Consider the following 16,573-nt stretch of genomic DNA (forward strand, 5'->3'; position numbering starts at 1 on the left):
GCGAACGGATCTGGTCGGCGCGACTGAAGGATAGGACGTATGACGTATGACTGCAATGCCCGGCATGAGCCGATTTCACTCTCGCTCAACTCTTCGTTTGCGGACCCTGCAGATCACGCCGCTGATCGTCATGCGCGCCCGCGACGTGTCACGCGCCCACCGCAGAGCAGCAGGAGGCTGCCGACCGGCGCCCGGAGGCCATCGTGTTCCTGCTGGAGTCCGGCGAGAGGCGCAGCGTTAGCGACCTCGCCGCCCGGTTGGAGCCGTCGCAGCCCGCGGCCTCGCCGGCATGATCATGCCGCGTTCAGGAGCGAGCCGACTGCGGGGGCCGGGCCGTAGTGGCGGAACGCGACGGACGCTCGGTGGTGCGCACGGTCGTGCGCACGGTGGGATTCGCCGCACCGTGCGCGGCAGGGCACAGCTGGGCCGGGCGACCGCGCAGGTCACCGCTCCAGTCGTACGGGAGCCTCCGGGGCGCGGCGGCGGACCAGCCAGGCCTCGGTGATGTGGTCGAACATCGCCGTGGCCGCGCCGCCGGGGTCACGGGCGGCGATGCGCTCGTAGATGCGGCGATGGCCCCGGTTGGACTCCACGCACAGCGCGCGCTCGGGCGTGCCCATGTACCTGGCGGTGTTGATGACCTGGCTCTCCAGCGACCGCACCACGCCGCGGGCGATGCGGTTCCCCGACGCCAGCATGATCACGTCATGGAAGGCGCGATCGTGGTCGGCGTAGGTGACGTGGTCGTCGACGAGTTGGTCCATCTTGTCCACCAGCGCCCGAAGCCGCTCCAGGGTCTCCTCCGAGGCGACCCGCGCTGCCACGTTGGCCATGTCCGACTCCAGCAGGCGGCGCGTGACGACGACATCGTCCAGTATTGCCAGGCTCTCGTCCTGGGCGATGGTCGCCCCCAGGACGAGCTCGTCCAGCATGTCCCAGCTCGTCGGCTGGGTGACGATGGTGCCCGCGCCCTGCCGTACCTGCACCAGACCCTTGGCCTCGAGCAGCTTCACCGCTTCGCGCACGACGGTGCGGCTCACCGAGAACGCCTCGCACAGCACCGGCTCCGCGGGCAGCGACGTGCCAGGCGCGTGCGTGCCGCTGACGATGCGCTCGACCAGCTCCGCCGTCACCGCCTTGGCCAGGCTGGCCGGGCGTCGGACCCAGGCCGGCTGCACCGGGACTCCGTGCGTTTTCTGCGTTGCCGTCACAAGGGGCAGTATATGTCATCCGTATTGCCATCATACGTCATACGAGTTAGGTTGCCGAGCAACAAGGGCCGCACTCTGGAAGTGAGAGCAATGAGGCAGCGAACACTATGGCCGCTCATCCTGGCCACGGGACTCGCGGTGGCCGGCTGCGGAAGCGCCGCGCCGACGAAGCCGTCCGCGGGGAGCGTCGCGCGCAAGATCGTGGTCTGGGACTGGAAGTCCGGCGAACCGGGCGTGGCCTCCTACGTCGAGAAGGCCAAGACCGACTTCGCCGGCAAGCATCCCGGCGTCACCGTCGAGTTCGTGGCGCAGCCGTTCGACCAGTACTACACGCTGCTGGGCGCGGCCCTCCAGTCGGGCAAGGGCCCCGACGTCATGCTGTTCAACGGCGGCGGGCAGCTGCGCGATCGTGTCGGCACTCTCATTCCGCTGGACCCGTACGTGGCCGAGGACAAGGAGCGGCTGGCCGGCTGGGACGCCTTCAGCACGGACGGCAAGATCTACGCTGCCCCGGTGACACTGCAGGGCCACCCGATCTACTACAACAAGTCGCTCTACCAGAAGGCGGGCCTGGATCCGGCGAGCCCGCCGAAGACCTGGAACGACTTCGTCGCCGACTGCGCCGCCATCAAGAAGGCCGGCGCCAAGTGCTTCGCCCTGGGGAACAAGGAGGGCATCGGGATCCAGTTCTTCATGTCCGGCCTGGGCCCGGGGATCCTGACGCCCAAGGAGTACGACGACTGGATCGCCGGGAAGCGCGACTGGAGCTCTCCTCATGTGAAGGAGATCTTCAGCCTGTGGAAGAAGGTCAACGACGACGGGCTGAACAACGAGGGCGCCAACTCCACCGCGATGTTCAACGACGCCTTCACGGTCTTCGACACCGGCAAGGCCGCCAACATCATCGGCCTGATGTCGGACATCGGGCACTGGAAGGACTTCGGGGAGTTCCTCGGACCCGAGAACGTCGGCGTCATGACCTCGCCGGTGGTCACCGCCGGAGCCACGCCCGTGCTCCCCTATGACGGCGGCATCGGCTACGGGGTCTCCAAGACGGCCAAGGACCCCCAGCTCGCCGCCGACCTGGTGCGGTCGCTGACCTCGACGGCTGCGCTGACCGCCTTCTACGAGGGTGCGGGCGCGATCACCGCCGACACCACGATCGACGTCTCACAGAGCGCGCCCGCCGTGGCCGCGATCGTGCCGCAGATCAAGGGCGGCAAGCCGGCGCTGCACGTCGCGCTGTCGTCCAAGACGCTGGACCTGATGGGCCGGCTGTCCCAGCAGTTGCTGAGCGGATCGGCGAGCGTCGACGACGTGGTGACGCAACTGGCGGCCTCCGACAAGGCGAGCTGATCGCGTGCCGACCGCAAGCACGTCACTGGTGGTCCGCCACGCCAAGGCGGGCTGGACCACCAGAACAAGGCTCGAACGGCTCGCCCCCTTCCTCCTGGTGGCTCCCGCCGTACTGATCATCGTGGCGCTGCGGCTGTGGCCGCTGGCCCTGGGCGTCAACTTCTCGTTCACCGGCGACGGCGACCTCAACGGGACTCCCGTCGGCTTCGGCAACTACGCCGAACTGCTCGCGGATCCGCTGTTCCGCATGGCGCTGCGCAACGTCGGCCTGCTGGTGGTGCTGCTCCCCGTCGCGGTGGCGATCCCAGGCATGCTGGCCACGTTCATCTTCCTGAAGGTGCCCGGCCACCGGCTCTTCCGCGGCGTCTACTTCTTCCCCGCCGTCCTGTCCCCGGTGATCGTCGGCGCGATCTTCAACCTGATGCTCGGCTACGACGGCCCGCTGAACGCCGCCCTGGCGCTGGTAGGCCTCGGCCCGGTCGACTGGCTGGGCGACCCGGGCGTCGCCATGGTCACGGTCACCGGCGTGCACATCTGGGCGACGTTCGGCATGGCACTGGTGGTGTTCCTCGCCGGGTTCTCCACCCTGGACACCGCGCTGCTGGACGCGGCCAGAGTCGACGGCGCGTCCCTTCCGCAGACCATCTGGCACGTCATACTCCCGAGCCTTTCGCGCACCCTCCAGTTCGTCTTCGTCACCACCATGATCGGAATGCTGACGTCCATGTTCGGCCTGCTGTACATCATGACCAGCGGCGGCCCCGAGGGTTCGACGTACCTGCCGGAGTTCTACGTCTGGATCCAGCAGGGGCAGATGAACCGCCCGGCCCTCGCCTCGGCGGCGTCCACGGTGCTGTTCCTCGTCATGCTCGTGGTCGGGACCCTGCAGGTCAGCCTGCTGCGCCGTACAGGCAGGACCGACTGATGCGACTCAAGTGGCTGGCCGCCGTCCCGATGGCCGCGCTCGCGCTGGCGACGATCTACCCGCTCGTCTTCACCGTCAACGTGGCGATGAAGACGCGTCGCGACTACATCCTCGACCGGTTCTCCCCCGCGAGCTCGCTGCACCTGGAGAACGTCGCCGCCGCGTGGAACAGCGTCGGCATGGCGCGTTACTTCCTCAACTCGGTCGTCGTGGTGACGGCGTCGGTGTTCCTGCTGCTGCTCTTCGGGTCGATGGCCGGGTTCGCGCTGAGCCAGCTCCGCTTCCGCGGCTCCTCGGCGCTCTTCCTCGGCTGCCTGGCAGCGCTGTTCGTCCCGTTCCAGGTGATCATGGTGCCGCTGGCCCGGATCATGGCGGACATCGGCCTCATCGACACCTACCCGGGGCTGATCCTGGCCTACGTCGCGCAATTCCTGCCTTTCACCATCTTCCTGATGACCAGCCACTACCGGACCATCCCGGTGGAGATCGTGCAGGCGGCCAGGATCGACGGCAACTCCACCTACGGCGTCTACCGGCGGATCATGATCCCGCTCGGCGCACCCGCGCTGCTGTCCGTCGGGATCCTGGACGCCCTGTTCTGCTGGAACGACGTGCTCATCGCGCTGCTGATGATGCCGTCACCGGAGCATCGGACGCTCATGGTCGGGGTCACCTCGCTGCGCGGGCAGTACTCCGACAACATCCCCCAGTTCGCCTCGGGGGTGCTGATCGCCGCGATTCCGGTCCTGCTGATCTATCTCTTCCTCCAGCGACAGATCGCCGACGGTGTCACCGCCGGCTCCACGAAGGGCTGACATGCGGATTTCGGGGTATCGGACGCTGACCACCGTGCACGAATGGGGCCGCCCCGTGGGCGACGCCAACGGCGTCTACGCCGACGGGAACGTTCCCGTGCCGATCGTGCTGGTGGACACGGACGAGGGGATCACCGGTGTCGGCCTCGGGCCGCACGCGCACCTGGACACCGTCTTCGCCGCCATCGAGGGTGAGGACCCGCGCGGCGTGACGGCGCTCTACGACCGCATGCTGCGCCAGACGTTCAAGGCCGGGCACGCGGGCGCCGTGTTCGGGGCCATCGGCGCGCTCGACACCGCGTTGTGGGACATCAAGGCGCGGGCCGCGGGGGAACCCCTCTGGCGCCTGCTCGGCGGACGCGATCGGCTGGTCCCCGCCTACGCCTCCGGTCTGGACATCGGCCTGACCGATGAGGAGCTCGTCTCCCTCTACCAGGTGTACGGCGAGCGCGGCCTGCGCGCGGCCAAGCTGAAGGGCGGCCTCGACCTCGACCACGACCGGCGCCGCCTGGCACTGGTGCACGAGGTGCTGACCGAGGCCGGGCACGGATCGCGGCCCGGCCTGATGCTCGACGTCAACGAATCCTGGACCCGCAAGCAGGCGGTCCGGCACGTCTGCGAGCTCGAACGCACCATGGACCTGACATGGATCGAGGAGCCGGTCCGCCGGTGGGACGCCGAGGGACTGGCCACCGTCGGCCGCGGGATCCGGGCCTCGGTCGCCACCGGCGAGAACCTCACCGGGCTGGAGCAGTTCCGGCCGCTGCTCGCGGCGGGAGCGGTCGACGTCGTCCAGACGGCCGCCGTCTGGGGGATCACCCATTTCCTACGGGTGTCCGCGCTGGCCCACGCCCACGATCTGCCTGTCAGCCCGATCGGCACCACCCCGATCGGGCTGCTGCACGCCGCGACGTCGGTGCCCAACCACCTGAGCAGCGAGCTGCAGGACCTGTGCCCGCCTGTCGGGGTGTCCGTCGATCTGACCGTCGAGCACGGCGCCTTCGTCCTCGGAGACTCCCCCGGCCTGGGCGTCGCGATCGACGAGGAGGCGATCTCGGCTCGCGTGCCGTACGAGACCGTGGCGGCCGGAACCCCGAACGTCCGGCCGGAATACGCAGGACGGCGATTGCTGTCCGCGTCCATCCCGTAACAAAGGAGCGTATGCGAACATTCGCCGCCTTACTCATCGCGGCCGGAAGTCCTCATCAGAGTGCAGTTTGCGAGCCTATCTCCGTGATGCCGCAGTGTGATTGTAGGGATTTGTAGTGTTACCGCCGGTTGGCGGGTCCGGTCGTGCTGTGATGGCTGAGTGACTGAGCGCAAGCCGTACCCGAGCGACTTATCCGACGCGCAGTGGGCGTTGATCGAGCCGGTGCTCACGGCGTGGAAGGCCGCGCACCCATCCCTCAGCGGCCACGAGGGCGGTTACGAGTTACGCGAGATCGTCAACGCCTTCGAAGCGTACGGCGGGGTGTCCTTCAGCGCACGTACGGTGGTCCTCGGCAGCCGTGGCACAGTCACCACTCGTCACGGCCTCGTCCTGATCGCCCAGCCGACAGGTTCCGGCTCCCACGGAGTGGACCGCTTCGTGGTGCCGGGCGTCGCGGATGTGTCGGCCGTCAACACGTCGCTGCGACACCTGGGCGCACCGCAACAAGCTGGCCGTCGAACTGCCCGGCGGGGGACGTCATGCCGGCGAGTTCGGCTTTGGTCCGGTCCTGCGTGACCTCGCCCGCCACAGCGACCGCTCCACGGCCTGGGTCACGGCGAAGTTCTCGGAGTACCCCTCCGCCCACCTGACGCTCACCGGGTCGGCCTGGCCCTGGCGGTCAACCCTGCTGGCCGTCGCGGCGGCCGCGGTCAGCGTCGGTGCGGGGTTTCTTCCGACGGCGATCCGGCAGGCTGTGCGGCGCCTGCGGGCGGCATGACAGCGCGTTGCAGCATCTCGCGCAGGCCGGACGGACCGCTCTGGAGTTGCAGGCCAAGAGCCGCCACCAGCACCTGGCCAGCCTCGGCCGCTACGTGCGCCTGGGCGAGGAGATCTCCGCGCGCATCACCGCCGAAGCCGACCCCGCCCAGCGCCGCCGTCCCCGCTGACCTCCACCCCACGCGCTGGAGCGGACGCGATCAGGAGGACTCCCGCGCCAGCAGCGCCTGATCATCGTCAGCGTCAGGCTCGACGCGGTACCCGGCCTTGCGCAGGTCGTCGGAGTACCGGGCGAGCTCCTGCGCGGATGCTTCAGCATCGTCCGGATGACCTCGGCGTCCCTGTCCCGCGCCGTACCCGAGCTCCGGCTTGTCGTCGCTCATGGTCAACACCGTGAGCGAATCGAGACCCTAGCCATGGGGGGTCCGTATCAATCCAGGTAAGAGGCTACTTCGTTGGAAATCATCCCAGCATCACCGGCGCCGCCGGACTCCTGCAGCTGGGCGGCTGGACACCGCACCAGCACATCACTCCGTGCTGCCCCACGATGCCGAGGACGGCAGCAACACCCCCACTCCCCTGGCTCGCTCCCGGCACGCGGACGAGCTGCGGCGGCTGGCCCAGCACCTGTCCGAACCGCTCCGCCGGCTCGCGGGCTCTTTGCCCCGCAGGTCTGGAAGACAACCTGAACCCTGAGTCCCGCAAGGCGGTTGAACCCGCGGTGTGCTCGGTCGGATCGCTTGACCTTAAGCACGGTTGAGGTCGCAGACTGCTGCCATGATTTTCACTGACTCAGAGCACGCATACCTGTCGGAGCAGGAACTCGGCCGCCTGGCCACCCTCGGCCCCGACGGGTCTCCCCACTCTCAGCCGGTCGCGATCTGGTTCGACCCCGCAACCGAGACCGTCCAGATCGGCGGCCCGGAGCTGAGCAAGAGCCGCAAATACAAGAACGTCCTGGCCGACCCCCGGGTTTCCCTCGTCATTGACGACCAGTCACCGACGCCCAACGCCCTCGGCCAGACCGGCCGCGGCATCGAACTGCGTGGTCACGCCGAGATCGTCTTCCTGGACCCACCGCTCCACCCGGCCTTCGACCACGAGACCCTGCGCATCCGACCGCACCGCATCGTCGCCTGGAATCTCGAGCCGATCACCAATCCATCCTTCGGGAGCGGCTCACACCTCCAGGGCTACAACTCCCGCGACGTCTGACCACGATCGAAAAGACGACGACCGGCGTCTGCCCGGCCGGAAGCGGCAGCACGACGCCTTCGTGGGCGACGGCCCCCGCATTGGACACCGCAGCGAAACCTTGCCGGCTGGAACGCTTGACGGGGTGGCCGTGGTGAGCGTCATCCGCATGCCGCGCGGCCACGGACCGTGCGGGCCTTGAGTACCGGGCATCGTACTGCCCGGACCAGCAGTCAAGTACAGTCCGGGACCGTGAGGGCCGGGATAGGGCCTGGGGCCCATCATGCCCGGCCCATGTCGACCAGGGCCACATCGACCACACGCCCTTGCAGCGGCAGCGCGATGCACATGGGCTGCGGCTGCTGATGGGCATGATCATCGCACCCACCGCCGCTTCTCCCAGGCCCAGGCCGGCGCACATGACGGCGCTCGCCCCCGCGTAACTCACCTTGCGGAACCGCATGGCTTTGCACCTCCATCACGCCGTCGGACAACGGATGAGACGGCCACACGACGGGGCGCGCGAAACACCTCGCGCCATCATTCCCCGAGGAGCAAAGGACCTGTGCCATCGAATGCTGACCTGATCGCAGCACCCGCCGAAGACCCGCACGACAACGACGCGCCACGCACCTGGCGCACGACCGAGGAAGTCGCAGCCATTCTCACCGTCGACCCGTCAACCCTCCGCCGCTGGCGCACGGCGAAGCCGCCCCAAGGACCTCCCTTCGTCCGGCTCACAACGCGCCTGACCCTCTACAACATCCACGACCTGCACCAGTGGCTCGCCGGCCACCGCATCGACCCCGGCGAGGTGGACTGATGGCGTTCCGGCCCGAGCTGCCGCCGGTCGGCATCACCCTCACCTCCGATGTGGAAGTGCGCGCGGGCAGCAACGCATTCCGCGCTCGCGTGCGATGGTTCGATCCCGTCACCGGCAGTCGGCGTTCCAAGTCCGTAGCCCTGCCCACACAGGATGCGGCCACGAACTGGATCGCGGAGATGGAGAGCGCCGCACGCGGTGGTGTCGACCCGGGCATGGCGACCATGCCCCTCACCGAGTACGGAGAACGCGTCATGCACCTGGCTGTACGCGGCTTGGAGCCCAAGACGCTGGCTCCCTACATGGCCGGGTGGCGCAGGCGGGTGGTTCCTACCCTGGGGCACCTTCCGGTACGCATGATCACGAACGGAGCGGTCGACCGCGGCGTGCATGGCTGGATCGCCGACGAGTGCAGCCGCTCGACGGTCAAGAACAGCCTGGCCATCCTCGTACGCGTCATGGAGCAAGCCGTGCGCGACGGCATCATCGACCGCAACCCCGCCCGTGTGTCCGGCTGGCAACGCGAGTACAAGAGAGCCGAAGACGAACTGGACGACCCGCGCACGCTGGCGCTGCCGAACTGGGCGGCGCTGGAGCGGCTCTCCCACGCGCTCGTAGCACGTTCGGCCGACCACTTCCCGGGCTGGGGACAGGTCATCGTCTTCGCCGCCTGCACGGCCGCACGCATCGGTGAGGTCTCGGGGGTACGTGCGGGAGACATCGACACCCGCACGTGGACCTGGACGGTCCGCAGGCAGACCACGCCGAGCCCCGGTGGGCTGGCGGACAAGGGGACGAAGGGCAAGCGGGCCCGGCGAGTGCCGCTCATCGCCGAGGTCCGCGATCTGGTGCTCACGCGGTTGCAAGTCACCGGGAACGATCCAATGGCCCGCTTGTTCACGGGCCCTAGGGGCGGTCGCATCACGACGGCGGTACTGCGTCCCTGACGACCACGCAGCGCTATCTCCACCCGGATGGCGCTGCCATCGTCGCCGCGGGTACCGCCCTGAGCGCTCACCTCTCGGGAGGCTGGTCCCAAACTGAGAGCGGTTTAGATCATCGATCAAGGTCGAGTGATCAATAAAAAGGCCAGCCGACCTGGGCTTTCACCCAGATTGGCTGGCCTTTTCAACCGTCGGGACGACAGGATTTGAACCTGCGACCCCTTGACCCCCAGTCAAGTGCGCTACCAAGCTGCGCTACGTCCCGGTTGTGTCGGCCGCCCCCTGCGGGGCGGGACGTCATAACCTTAGCGCACATCGGAGGTAGGCGCGTACACGGAAAGCGGGAGCGGAGGGCGTGGTGGGGCGGAGGCCGAGCGTTGATCGGGCGGAGCTGGCGCGGCTGGTAGCCGACGGGATGAGCGTGCAGGAGCTGGCCGCTCATTTCGGGGTGTCCGAGTCGGGGGTGCTCCAGGCCAAGCGGGCCGCCGGGCTGGCCAAGCCGATGCTCGACCACAGTGCCGCCGTACCGTGGAAGCTGGCACGCGTGCACGCGCAGTCCGGGCCGGCCACCAACCTGCGGAACCTGTCGGCGGCGGCGCAGGGGAAGCCGCCGGCGGCGGAGCGGTTGAACACGGCGCTGCGGTGGGCGCAGCGGCTCGTGGACGCGGGACTAGACGTCCGGTACGACGCGGCTGAGGGGTTCAGTGAGGTTCCGGCGTCACCGGCGGGCTCGCACGTCGCGACGGTGCTGGAGGCCGCCAGGAAAGGGCTTGCAGCTCACTGAGCACGCGAGTTTCGACGGCCTTGATCGTGGGCAGTCGCAGGTCTCATTACAGAGACCGGAGGCGAACATCAATGACCACCTTGATCTGGGTGGCCGTCGTCGTGGTCGCGGTGGTGGCGCTCGCCGCAGTGGGCTATGTCGTGCTACAGCAGCAACGCCGCAGCCGTCTCCGCGAACGTTTCGGCCCTGAGTACGAGCGTACGGTGGCCGAGAGCGAAAACCGGCGTGAGGCCGAGCGGGAGCTCATCGCCCGCGAGCAGCGCCATTCCGAGCTCGACATCCGGCCGCTGCCGGAGGAGACGCGCGACGCGTACGCCAACCGGTGGACCGAGGTCCAGGAGCGTTTCGTCGACGCCCCCGGGTTCGCGGTGACCGAGGCGGACCAGCTCGTCACCTCGGTGATGGCGGACCGCGGCTACCCCACGGACGACTTCGAGCAGCGGCTGTCCGATCTGTCGGTCGGGCACGCGGCCACTCTCGACCACTACCGGAAGGCCCACGAGATCAGCGGGCGGGCGGCCAGGAAGGAAGCCTCGACCGAGGAGCTCCGGCAGGCCATGGTTCATTACCGCGCGTTGTTCGAGGAACTGCTGCACGAGACCACGCGAGGGCGGTGAACGTAGATGAGCAGCAGCAGGAGAAGTGAGGACGAGCTCAAGGTCCCGTCGCAGCGGTCGGACGAGGCCGCCAGGGACGACGAGCACCGGGACCTCGCCGACGGGACCGGCGACCGTTATGACGACACCACCGGGCGGCACGACGGCGGCTACCCGGACGACGCCGGTCGCACCCCGGCGAGCCACGGGTACGACCCCACGGCCCCCCACCGGGACCATGACGACGAACAGCCCTACAAGGACCCCTACGCGAGCACCGGCGCCCCCGGCGACCTGCCGACCGAGCCGCACCGCGAGGGCCCTCTGGGACACGGTCCCGGCCACCACTCCCCCGACCCCGACCACCGCTCCCCCGACCCCGCGCACGCCGACGTCCTCACCGACGAGACGCCCGGCCACGAGACCTCTCGGGACGCACTGTCCGGACCCGGGGCACGCCACGACGACCGGTCCGACGACGTGTTGGTCCACGGCGACCGGCCGGACGACGTGCTGGTCCACGGCGACCGGTCCGACGACAGGTCGGCGCGCGGCGACCGTCCCCACGACGAGCCGGCCCATGACGGGCGAGCCCAGGACGACGTCCTGGTTCACGGCGGGCGGGACGACGACGACCTGGCGCGCGACGACGTAACCCCTGCTGGAACGGCCCGCGACGGGCTGACGACCGACGGCGGTCTCACCGGCAGCCGTCGCGCCGACAACGACCTCACCGACAGTGAGCTCGGCGAGGGCAGGCGGCCGGTCGAGGGGGCTCCTCTTGACGGGGCGCCCGTCCAGGGAGCGCCCGTCGAAGGTGCTCCGGTCGAGGGTGCTCCGATCGATGACGTTCCCTCGCACGCGGCCCCTAGGGAGGTCGCCCTGTTCGACCAGGACCCCGCCGAGGTGCAGGCCCGCTGGCGCGACGTCCAGGCGTCCTTCGTGGACGACCCCGCCGAGGCGATCCAGCGGGCCGACGGCCTGGTCGGCGAGGTGGTGGAGTCGCTGACCAACTCCCTCACCAGCCGTACCGGCGCGTTGCGCGAACGCTGGAAGGACGTCGACTCCCCCGACACCGAGGACCTGCGTCAGGCCTTCCGCGACTACCGCAACGTCCTGGAGCAGTTGCTCGCGCTGTCCACGCACAACCTGACCCCCGAAACGAGGAGGTGATCGACATGCTCGCAGTCGTCGCGGCGATCATCTTCGGGTTGGGCTTCCTGCTCGACCTCGTGGGCGTGAAGATCGGCGGGATCTCCGGCATGACGTTCGTCCTGCTGGGGCTGACCTTGCTGGCCCTGCACCAGGCAGGCGTCGGCACGGCGGGCATCCGCGGCGGGACCGGCCACTGGCGCGGCCGCAGCCGCCGCTGAGCAGGCTACGGACCAGCAGCTGAGCAGTAGCTGAGCACGCTGTCCGGGTGGGAGGCCAACCGGCCTCCCACCCGAAACACCTCAGAGAACTAAATAGCGCTAAATTTCCAGAAAAATCCGGGTCAGCCCGGGGCGCGGACGGGGTGAAAAAGAGTCGACGTCGAGATCGACGAAGACAGGCCCACCACACCGGGCCAGGCGCCGAAGCAGGCTTTCCCGAAGCGGCTTTCCCGAGGGTCACCCCTTACCGGGAAACCTCATGATCACCGTGCTCCCCCCGCTGCCCACCCTCAACGTGAAATCAGAGGACAGCAGCCGCGCCACCCACAACCCCATCCCCCCCACCGCCCCCGGCAGCGGCCCCGGCTTCCAGAAGCCCTCGTCGTGCACCTCGACCACCAGGTCCCCGCTGATCACCCAGGTCCGCATGGCGGCCCGGTCGGCCCCGTGCGTGACCGCGTTGGTCGCCACCTCGTTGACCGCGATGACGAAGTCGCCGACCGCCTCCTCGGGCATCCCCACGGCGCGGGCCTCGTCCTCGGCGAACTGCCGGACCTCCGGCAGGTCCGGCAGGCGGAAGCGCAGCTCCTTCACGGGCACGCCGGGTGGCGGGCTCGTGTAGCCCGACTGAGGCTCGACGTCCTCGTTCACCCGGCGACTCGCCTTTCTCTCAGCAGCCGGCCAGCGGCTAACCGACCAGCAGCTCACTGCGGAGCTGGTCGAGTACCTTACGGAGAATCCGTGAGACGTGCATCTGCGAGATGCCGAACTCGGCGGCGATCTCGGCCTGCGTCATGTTGCCGAAGAAGCGCAGCAGCAGGATGTGCTTCTCGCGGCTGGGCAGCGCGTCGATGAGCGGCTTGACGGCCTCGCGGTCGACCATGGTGCTCAGCGTGTCGTCGTCCTCGGGGATGACGTCGCCGAGCGAGGCCGCGTCGTCGTCGGTGCCGAGCGGCGCGTCGAGCGACAGCGTGCTGTACGCGGCCGAGGCGTCGAGGGTGAGCAGGACGTCCTCCTCCGAGATGTTCATCTTCGCGGCCAGCTCGGCCACGGTCGGGGACCTGCCGAGGTCCTGGCTGAGGTCGGCGACGAGCCGGTTGAGCTCGGACCGTCGCTCCTGGTAGAGACGCGGCACCCGGATGGCCCAGGTGCGGTCGCGGAAGTGCCGCTTGACCTCACCGGTCATCGTGACGACCGCGTAGCCCCTGAAGGCGTGGCCGAGGGTCGGGTCGAAGCCGTTGACGGCCTTCATCAGGCCGACGTACGCGGCCTGGAGGAGGTCCTCCAGAGGTTCGCCCCGGTAACGGTAACGCCTGGCGATTTCCATGGCCAGCGGCCGGTGCATCTCCACGATGCGCTCGCGCAGCCGTTCCCTGTGGCTGTCGGGTGTGTCTTCCCTGACCATCTCAGCCAGGAGTTCTTCCGCGGTCATCTCCTCGAGGACGTACTCCTGCACAGCCATCGCTGCTCCTCATATGGGTCGCAGGGCGGCCTCCGCCAGCAGAAAAGCCCAGGCAGAGGCACGCCTCGCTCTACTCTCGAGACGGAAGCCCTCTGCTGGACTTCGGTCCCAGTCTCCCCCCTGCCGCGGGAAGTATTCCTCGGTCGCGTGGTGACAGTAGGGTTGCTTCGTGACAATGCCCGAAAACGGCGAGGGGCCCGTGGCCGCCCTGAGCCTGACGTCATCGCCCGTCGGCGAGATCACCGTCGTCAAGGTCGACGGTGTGCTCGACGCCACGACGCGTGAGCAGTTCGCCGACTACCTGTCGCTGGCCGGAGCCGACCTGATACTCGATCTGGCCGGGGTGACGTTCATGGACTCGCGAGCGCTCGGGCTGATCGTCCATCACTGGCAGACCAGCCTGTCGTCGGGTGCGCGGTTCGCCCTGGTGGGCGTGGAGTACTCCAAGTCGAAGGTGATGTGGATCACCGGGCTGGCCCAGCGCCTGCCGCTGTACGACACGCTCGACGACGCCCTGGCCGCCATCGGCTGAGGCCCTATGAGCGACGCGTCGACTTGCGCTGGTGCTCCTCCACCAGAAGCCTGGCCAGATCGGCCACCTTGACCTGATGGTGCTGCGAGATCCTGCGCAGCTCCTCGAAGGCGGCCTCGGCCGTGCATCCGCTGGTCTGCATGATGATGCCCTTGGCCTGGTCGATGACCGACCGGCCGGCCAGGGCCTCCTGCAGCTGGGCGGCGTCGGTGCGCACCTCCTCGAACTCCCACATGTTCGCCATGGCCACTCCGACCTGCTCGGTCAGCATGTCGGCCAGCGAGTGGGCGGCCTGCGGGGAGAAGGCACCCGGGCGCACGGAGTAGAGTCCGACGATGAGCTGCGCCGGCGCCACCTCGATGGGCACGATCAGTACCGAACGCACCCCCCAGCGGGTCGCCAGTGCGTTGTAGCGGGGCCACCGGCTGTCGCTCAGCACGTCGCTCACGCTCGCGCGGGCGCCGCTCTGGCGGGCCTCCAGGGACGGTCCTTCACCGAGTTCGCGTTCGCCCTCGACCAGCATGATCAGCTCGCTGTGCGAGCCGGAGACCAGCACCCGCTGGTCGCGCCAGTGTTCGGCCGAGCCGCCCGAGCACCCGGGCACTCCGGCCGCCAGCGCCGTGGTCAGGCCGCGCAACACGCTCTCCGTGGAGGTGTCCTCACCCAGCCGCCCCAGCGCCGCCAGGTCTCGGGCGAGCCCGGGAGTGATCATCGCCGTCGATTCCATAGCAAGAAGCCCCTACCCCTTATGGCTACCGTTATCCCCGGTGGCGTAGCGTCAAAGGATGACCATGCCGGACCTCGAACACGCTCTGGACGCACTGGCGGGACGCGTGTCGTCCTTGCGTGAGGCGAGGACCGCCTACCCTACCGACCTCGCGCCCACGCTCGACGCCGCCCTCGCCGAACTGGACACCGCCGCCGAGTTGCTCGCCGAGGCGCGCGAGGCGCTGCGCAAGGCGCCCAAGCGCGCCGCGAGCAAGAAGGACGGCACCCAGCGGGAGCTGAAGCTGCTGCGCCAGGTGTTCCGGGCCTTCCCGGTGCCGGTGATCGTGCTCGACGGCGGCGGGGTGGTCCGGCGGATCAACCCGGAGACCTCGCGGGTGCTCGGCAGCCCCGACGGCTACCTGGTCGGGCGGTCGTTCCCGCTGCTGGTCGACGTCTCCAGGCGGGCGGCGTTCCGCTCGCACCTGAACTCGGTGCTGCAGACCGGGCAGCCGTCGGCGTTCGAGACGCGGCTGGCGCACCAGGGGCGGACGCACACCGTGCAGCTGGCGCTGACGCGGGTGACGATGCCGGGCGAGCCGCAGCAGATGGTGGCGGCCGTGGCGCTGCCCACCGAGGTGCAGCTCCCCGAGCCGGGGGCGCGGCGGCCCGAGCAGTCCGACGGGGCGCTGCTGCTGGCCGCATCCAAACGGCAGGACCTGCTGGCCAGGGTCGGCGGGCTGCTGCTGGACGAGGAGGCGCTGCTGCGCCCGGTGGCGATGCCGCGCACCACCCGCCTGCTGGCGGCCGAGTGGGCCGACTGGGTGATCGCCGACCTGGTGCGCGACGGGCTGCCGCGGCGTTCTGTGGTGGTGGCGCCGAAGAACCATCCGCTGGGCGACCTGGTGCGGCAGGTGGAGTCGGCCGACCCGGCCGGCAGCCAGGTGGTGATGCAGGTGCTGGAGCGCGGCTCAGGCGTGGTGCACGAGATGGTCGACGACGAGTCGCTGCTCGGCTTCACCGCCGAGGGGCCGCTGCTGACCGCGATGGGCGCCGGCTCGCTGCTGTCGGTGCCGATCGGGCAGTCCGACGGGGTGCTGACGCTGGTGCGCACGCACGACCGGCCGCCGTTCTCGCTGGCCGACCTCGGTGTGCTGCAGGACGTGGGGATGCAGCTCGGCCTGGCCGTACGCGCCCAGTCGAGCTTCCAGAGCCGTTCGCGGGCCGCCGACGCGCTGTCGGCCAGCGTGGCCCCGCGCAACCTGCCCGACGTGCCGGGCTACGAGGCGTCGGCGGTCTACCATCCGGGCGCGTCGGTGGGCGCGGAGTTCTACGACGTGTTCCCGGTCGCGGGCGGCTGGGGGTTCGCCCTGGGCGGCGCGGCGGGCAAGGGCGAGGAGGCGGCCTCGGTCAGCGCCATGGTGCGCGGCGGGCTGCGGGTGCTCAGCACCTGGGAGTCCCATCCCGACCTGGTGATGCGCAAGGTCAACGAGGCTCTGGTGGCGCAGGGCACGGGCATGTTCGTGATGGCCGTGGTGGGGTTCGTCAAGGGCCGGACGATCCAGCTCTCCTCGGCCGGTCACCATCCGGCGGCGCTGCTGCAGCCCGACGGCAACGTGCGCTTCGCGGCGGGCGGCGGCGTGCCGATGGGCATCTCCCCCGAGGCCGAGACGGGCGTGCAGGAGCTGACCGTCTCCGTCGGGGAGACGCTGGTGCTCTACTCCGAGGGCCTGATCTCCTCCAGGAACGACGCCGGCGAGCCGTACGGCGAGGAGCGGCTGGCCGACGTGCTGGGCCGTTGCGCGGGCCAGTCACCGGCCACCGTGGTCAAGGCGGTGGAGGCCGACCGGCACGCCTTCTCGGGCGGCCAGGTGTGGGACGAGATCGTCGTCCTGGCGCTCAAGGGTGTCTGATGTGCGGGGGTTT

19 protein-coding genes, 1 tRNA gene and 1 pseudogene are annotated in these 16,573 nt (G+C 69.3%); 15 read left to right on the top strand and 6 right to left on the bottom strand.

Annotation, left to right across the window (positions count from 1 at the left end):
- Positions 1–443: 443 nt before the first annotated feature.
- Complete coding sequence (locus AB0J76_RS24620) at positions 444–1,178, bottom strand: FadR/GntR family transcriptional regulator (protein ID WP_352327426.1); 735 nt, start codon at positions 1,176–1,178, stop codon at positions 444–446.
- 123 nt (positions 1,179–1,301) lie between these two features.
- On the opposite strand from AB0J76_RS24620, the gene AB0J76_RS24625 reads away from it, so the two are divergent.
- The 6 genes and pseudogenes from AB0J76_RS24625 to AB0J76_RS24650 all read left to right on the top strand — a co-directional run bounded on the left by AB0J76_RS24625 (position 1,302) and on the right by AB0J76_RS24650 (position 6,404).
- Entirely contained in the window at positions 1,302–2,567 is a 1,266-nt protein-coding gene (locus AB0J76_RS24625; protein WP_352327427.1) for an extracellular solute-binding protein, read from the top strand.
- 4 nt (positions 2,568–2,571) lie between these two features.
- A complete protein-coding gene (locus tag AB0J76_RS24630) occupies positions 2,572–3,492 on the top strand; it encodes a sugar ABC transporter permease (RefSeq protein ID WP_352327428.1) in 921 nt (306 codons plus the stop codon).
- Positions 3,492–4,307, top strand: coding sequence for a carbohydrate ABC transporter permease (locus tag AB0J76_RS24635; RefSeq protein ID WP_352327429.1), 816 nt, complete (start codon positions 3,492–3,494; stop codon positions 4,305–4,307). Before AB0J76_RS24630 ends, AB0J76_RS24635 begins: the two co-directional genes overlap by 1 nt.
- A 1-nt stretch (position 4,308) precedes the next feature.
- Positions 4,309–5,457: a mandelate racemase/muconate lactonizing enzyme family protein gene (locus AB0J76_RS24640; RefSeq protein WP_352327430.1), complete on the top strand. Its 1,149-nt coding sequence runs from the start codon at positions 4,309–4,311 to the stop codon at positions 5,455–5,457.
- A gap of 159 nt (positions 5,458–5,616) precedes the next feature.
- Positions 5,617–5,703: pseudogene (locus tag AB0J76_RS24645) on the top strand (IS5/IS1182 family transposase); the annotation flags it as partial.
- A gap of 539 nt (positions 5,704–6,242) precedes the next feature.
- Positions 6,243–6,404: a hypothetical protein gene (locus AB0J76_RS24650; protein WP_352327431.1), complete on the top strand. Its 162-nt coding sequence runs from the start codon at positions 6,243–6,245 to the stop codon at positions 6,402–6,404.
- A 30-nt stretch (positions 6,405–6,434) separates the two neighbouring features.
- On the opposite strand, the gene AB0J76_RS24655 is transcribed toward AB0J76_RS24650, so the two are convergent.
- Positions 6,435–6,617: a hypothetical protein gene (locus AB0J76_RS24655; RefSeq protein ID WP_352327432.1), complete on the bottom strand. Its 183-nt coding sequence runs from the start codon at positions 6,615–6,617 to the stop codon at positions 6,435–6,437.
- A gap of 394 nt (positions 6,618–7,011) precedes the next feature.
- Between AB0J76_RS24655 and AB0J76_RS24660 the strand changes: the two genes are divergently transcribed.
- The 3 genes from AB0J76_RS24660 (at position 7,012) to AB0J76_RS24670 (ending at position 9,198) form a co-directional block, all read left to right on the top strand.
- Positions 7,012–7,449, top strand: a complete 438-nt coding sequence (locus AB0J76_RS24660; RefSeq protein WP_352327433.1) for a PPOX class F420-dependent oxidoreductase — start codon at positions 7,012–7,014, stop codon at positions 7,447–7,449.
- Between the two features lie 544 nt (positions 7,450–7,993).
- The gene (locus AB0J76_RS24665; protein ID WP_352327434.1) at positions 7,994–8,251 is read left to right on the top strand and encodes a helix-turn-helix domain-containing protein; all 258 of its coding nucleotides are present in this window, start codon (positions 7,994–7,996) and stop codon (positions 8,249–8,251) included.
- Positions 8,251–9,198, top strand: coding sequence for a hypothetical protein (locus AB0J76_RS24670; protein ID WP_352327435.1), 948 nt, complete (start codon positions 8,251–8,253; stop codon positions 9,196–9,198). Before AB0J76_RS24665 ends, AB0J76_RS24670 begins: the two co-directional genes overlap by 1 nt.
- A gap of 188 nt (positions 9,199–9,386) precedes the next feature.
- Here AB0J76_RS24670 and AB0J76_RS24675 read toward each other — a convergent pair.
- Positions 9,387–9,460, bottom strand: a tRNA-Pro gene (locus AB0J76_RS24675).
- Between the two features lie 90 nt (positions 9,461–9,550).
- On the opposite strand from AB0J76_RS24675, the gene AB0J76_RS24680 reads away from it, so the two are divergent.
- The 4 genes from AB0J76_RS24680 (at position 9,551) to AB0J76_RS24695 (ending at position 11,948) form a co-directional block, all read left to right on the top strand.
- Entirely contained in the window at positions 9,551–9,979 is a 429-nt protein-coding gene (locus AB0J76_RS24680; RefSeq protein ID WP_352327436.1) for a hypothetical protein, read from the top strand.
- A gap of 71 nt (positions 9,980–10,050) precedes the next feature.
- Entirely contained in the window at positions 10,051–10,596 is a 546-nt protein-coding gene (locus AB0J76_RS24685; RefSeq protein ID WP_352327437.1) for a hypothetical protein, read from the top strand.
- Positions 10,597–10,602: 6 nt separating this feature from the next.
- Entirely contained in the window at positions 10,603–11,748 is a 1,146-nt protein-coding gene (locus AB0J76_RS24690; protein ID WP_352327438.1) for a hypothetical protein, read from the top strand.
- A 5-nt stretch (positions 11,749–11,753) separates the two neighbouring features.
- Positions 11,754–11,948, top strand: a complete 195-nt coding sequence (locus tag AB0J76_RS24695) for a hypothetical protein (RefSeq protein ID WP_352327439.1) — start codon at positions 11,754–11,756, stop codon at positions 11,946–11,948.
- Positions 11,949–12,185: 237 nt separating this feature from the next.
- Here the strand turns inward: AB0J76_RS24695 and AB0J76_RS24700 are convergent, their stop codons facing one another.
- Together AB0J76_RS24700 and AB0J76_RS24705 are read right to left on the bottom strand one after the other, a co-directional pair.
- Complete coding sequence (locus tag AB0J76_RS24700; protein ID WP_352330973.1) at positions 12,186–12,599, bottom strand: ATP-binding protein; 414 nt, start codon at positions 12,597–12,599, stop codon at positions 12,186–12,188.
- 37 nt (positions 12,600–12,636) lie between these two features.
- Positions 12,637–13,410: a SigB/SigF/SigG family RNA polymerase sigma factor gene (locus AB0J76_RS24705; protein ID WP_352330971.1), complete on the bottom strand. Its 774-nt coding sequence runs from the start codon at positions 13,408–13,410 to the stop codon at positions 12,637–12,639.
- 175 nt (positions 13,411–13,585) lie between these two features.
- Here AB0J76_RS24705 and AB0J76_RS24710 point away from each other — a divergent pair, with 175 nt between their 5' ends.
- Positions 13,586–13,942 (top strand): STAS domain-containing protein, encoded by a 357-nt coding sequence (locus AB0J76_RS24710; RefSeq protein ID WP_352330975.1) that lies wholly within the window; start codon positions 13,586–13,588, stop codon positions 13,940–13,942.
- A 4-nt stretch (positions 13,943–13,946) separates the two neighbouring features.
- Here AB0J76_RS24710 and AB0J76_RS24715 read toward each other — a convergent pair whose 3' ends face one another.
- Positions 13,947–14,654: a GAF and ANTAR domain-containing protein gene (locus AB0J76_RS24715; protein WP_352330969.1), complete on the bottom strand. Its 708-nt coding sequence runs from the start codon at positions 14,652–14,654 to the stop codon at positions 13,947–13,949.
- Positions 14,655–14,727: 73 nt separating this feature from the next.
- Between AB0J76_RS24715 and AB0J76_RS24720 the strand changes: the two genes are divergently transcribed.
- Positions 14,728–16,560, top strand: a complete 1,833-nt coding sequence (locus AB0J76_RS24720) for a SpoIIE family protein phosphatase (protein WP_364390590.1) — start codon at positions 14,728–14,730, stop codon at positions 16,558–16,560.
- The last annotated feature ends 13 nt before the right edge of the window (positions 16,561–16,573 follow it).

This window comes from Nonomuraea sp. NPDC049624, assembly GCF_040675255.1.
In the GTDB taxonomy this organism is placed as follows: Bacteria; Actinomycetota; Actinomycetes; order Streptosporangiales; family Streptosporangiaceae; genus Nonomuraea.